This is a genomic window from Cyclonatronum sp. (assembly GCF_022565315.1).
In the GTDB taxonomy this organism is placed as follows: domain Bacteria; phylum Bacteroidota; class Rhodothermia; order Balneolales; family Cyclonatronaceae; genus Cyclonatronum.
Genome location: NZ_JAIUMX010000193.1, coordinates 1 through 3202, shown reverse-complemented (window position 1 = coordinate 3202; position 3202 = coordinate 1). Strand labels below are relative to the sequence as shown.

3 protein-coding genes and 1 tRNA gene are annotated in these 3202 nt (G+C 52.8%); 2 read left to right on the top strand and 2 right to left on the bottom strand.

Going from position 1 to position 3202, the window contains the following annotated elements; genetic code table 11:
* Positions 1 to 223: 223 nt before the first annotated feature.
* Positions 224 to 297 (bottom strand) — tRNA-Asp (locus LAT75_RS15475).
* Between the two features lie 122 nt (positions 298 to 419).
* Positions 420 to 569 carry a hypothetical protein gene (locus tag LAT75_RS15470; RefSeq protein WP_291483729.1) on the bottom strand — a complete coding sequence of 50 codons (150 nt, stop codon included), beginning with the start codon at positions 567 to 569 and terminating at the stop codon, positions 420 to 422.
* 285 nt (positions 570 to 854) lie between these two features.
* On the opposite strand from LAT75_RS15470, the gene LAT75_RS15465 reads away from it, so the two are divergent.
* Both LAT75_RS15465 and LAT75_RS15460 read left to right on the top strand, forming a co-directional pair.
* Entirely contained in the window at positions 855 to 2441 is a 1587-nt protein-coding gene (locus LAT75_RS15465) for a serine hydrolase (RefSeq protein WP_291483727.1), read from the top strand.
* Positions 2442 to 2888: 447 nt separating this feature from the next.
* Positions 2889 to 3202 (top strand): hypothetical protein (locus LAT75_RS15460; protein WP_291483725.1); only part of this gene is annotated, 314 nt, incomplete at its 3' end.

The window sequence follows — 3202 nt, the reverse complement described above, 5'->3', positions numbered from 1 at the left end:
TCCTGTCTCTAAGTCCACTGAATCGTAAGTGATTGGGCTTCAGTGCGATCCGGAAAGCTTGCTCCGACCCATCGGAGGGACTCGAACCCCCGACCTTCCCGAAGTATCGGGACAGGCATTCTGACCAGCTGAACTACGGAAACGCGTCCCCAGGGGGTCCCCAGCTCGAAAACCTCCTCAAAACAAAAAAGCCCAACCACTTGTAAGTGATTGGGCTTCAGTGCGATCCGGAAGGGACTCGAACCCTCGACCTCCTGCGTGACAGGCAGGCGTTCTAACCAACTGAACTACCGGACCTTTTGTTTATAGGCTTTAAATATAAGTATATATCAGGGTTCGTGTCAACCTGTTTTTGCCAAAATCAACGCTAAGCTGATAATCAGAATGACTAAGTTCAAAATATCAGTGATTTATGCCCTTCAGTGCGCGAATCTTTTTTTGTCTTTGGTGCCCGTGAGGGTTCTCACAAGTGCAAGGATACCTTTGCTGATGCCCATAACAGTCTTGGCAAAAACAGTCATGGTTGCGTTGAAAAAGCGGATTCCGAAATTGCTGTGCTGCTTTTTCATGGCGTGCCTCCGATTAGATTAAGGTGAGGAAGAAACAGGCTTAAAGTGAAGCCCCGTATTCTAATTCAAAGATAAGATTATTTGCGCAAAACTTCACCTTATTAACCAAAAAAGCGCTTTTTATTAGCACAATTTTCTTTTTCAGCAGCAGGCAAAGCCTGATGTGGCTGGCTGGCTCTTTGTCAGCTTTTTGGCCAAAAGCCGGGAACAACTTGCATTGCATTTAGCGCCAAACAGCTTCATTTTAGGCGGGTATCTGCCTGCCATCAATCCTGCATCCATTCCATGCGCTTTCTCCCGGTTCTGATTTTTATTCTGTTGCTGCCTGCCGCTGATAATGCAGCAGCGCAGCAGCTGCCGGGGCAACCGGCTTTTGCGGCCTCGCTCTCACAAATTGCGGCGTTCCACGATGCAGCCGGTATGGCCGTGATCGGGAGCTGCGGAAGCGGGCAGGCCGAAGTGTACCTGGGTAAGCGGGATATTGCCCGAAACCTGCCTGTAACCGCTGATACGCACTTCCGCATCGCTTCGGTGAGCAAGCTTGTCACCGCGCTTGCGGTACTGCACCTGCATGATGAAGGCGCACTCGACCTGCATCAGTCCGCGGGTAGTCTGCTGGGCTTTCCGCTTCAGAACCCGGCATGGCCGCTGCACAGCATCCGGGTCATCGATCTGCTCACCCACCAAAGCAGTATTCAGGATGGCAGCACCTATGCTGCATTCCTGTCTGAGAGCTATTCCGCCACAGCGCCCCCGCCGATATCGGCCCTGCTTGTGCCCGGCTCGGCCTGGTTCGCTGCCAACAACTGGCGAACCGAAGCCCCCGGCTCCTTTTTCATGTACAGCAATCTTAATTACGGCCTGCTTGGCAGTATCATCGAAGCCGTTACCGGTCAGCGGTTTGACCGCTACATGCGGGATGCGTTTCTGCCCATGCTTGGCATCGAAGGCAGTTTTAACCCCGCTGACCTTGCCGACATCAATCTACTCGCCGCCCTCTACCGCAAACCCGGCGGAACGTGGACCCCTCAGTTTGACCATTTCCAGGGCGTTGCCCCGCCTGACCGTGAGCTGCCCGGCTATGTTCCGGGTCATAACGGCCTCATCTTTGCCCCACAAGGCGGCCTGCGCACAACCGCCCGATCGCTGCTGCAGCTTGCCCGTTTCCTGCAGCAGGGCGGCATGGCTGGCGGTACGCAGCTCATAAGCGAAGAAACCATGGCTTACCTGCTGGAACCGCAGTGGACCTATTCCGGCGGTAACGGCGACCCCTACTTTGGCCTCTACTACGCGTTTGGCGCCGGCGCCCATCACACCACCAACCGGCCGGGCGAAGACGTGGTCGTTCCCGGTCATCTGTTTGCCGGACATCCCGGAGCGGCTTACGGCCTGGCTTCAAACCTGTATATTCGCCTTGGTTCTGAAGCCGGCACCGCTATCCTTTTTATTACAAACGGCGTGGGTACCGGCTTTGGCTTCGACCAGCGCTCCGCTTTCTACACCATCGAAACCGATGTTTTTGAAACCTATGCCACGCATATTCTCGCACACTGCCTGCCGTCAACTCATATCGATGATTCCGAAACCGGATTACAGGATAGGCCTGCTGATTTTCGGGTGATGCCGCCCTTCCCCAATCCCTTTAACAGCCGAACCCTGCTCCATTGGGAAATGGCCGTTCCCGCTCAGATGCACATTACCCTGCACGACCTGAACGGCCGGCTGATCCGAACCCTCGCAAACCAGGCTTTTTCTGCCGGCCGGCATACGCTGCCTTTGGAGGCTGCTGATCTTTCAAGCGGAATATACTTGCTGCGTTTCCGTAACAGCTCTGGCCAATCGGCAACCATCCGCCTAACCCATCTAAAATAAGCCCGGGCCCGGCCTGCCGCCATGCTTTTCAAACAGCTTTTGGGGTAACCCGGATGTAATGGCAGGATGTATTATGAACTTTTGCTTGTAACCCAAACGATACCATCTTGCTAAAGTAGTTCTGTGGTCATGTTTTCTCCTCCCAATTGTGAACCCGGCATTGTTGGTGTATCTGATTGTTTTTAAGTGTTTTGTGGAAAAATGAAGCTGGGATGGAAAAAGCGGTCATTATTTTTGCAATTCCGCTCTTAAATCAGGTTTTTAAAAGCCAATCAATGAGTCATTTGGGGAAGCGGTACAACATCACCTTGCCGGTTCCCTTCATCCCCGCAAAACCGTCCTTAACCAATGCATGTTAACAAGCAGCTATCTGAAAAACTGAATCCAATACAATCACATCTGATACTAAGATTAAAAGCTAAAGAAACAATCGGTACCCTGTTCATATTGATGGTGCTCCTTGCCTTTGGGACCGAACTTCTCGCACAGAACAGCGCCCCTGAGCGTTCAGTCCGTGATTTTTTAGACGAGCACGGCAATTTTCATATCCCGGAAGGGTATCAGGGAAGCCTGGATGTGGCCGGTTTTGACTTCGCCAAAGGGGATGACGGCGCACCGGTTTTCAGGCCGGCGGGCACAGGTCATCCCGATAATCAGTTCTGGACCCAACCGGAAAGCTACCTTTGGGGGGCGAACGGGAACGGTTTTTCGATGCTCATTCATGGTGATAACCTCCACATTGGTGGTCGGTTTGACCAAAT

Coding starts and splice junctions, on each gene's coding strand:
- LAT75_RS15465 (WP_291483727.1), top strand. CDS start 855: ATGCGCTTTCTCCCGGTTCTGATTTTTATTCTGTTGCTGCCTGCCGCT.
- LAT75_RS15470 (WP_291483729.1), bottom strand. CDS start 569: ATGAAAAAGCAGCACAGCAATTTCGGAATCCGCTTTTTCAACGCAACC.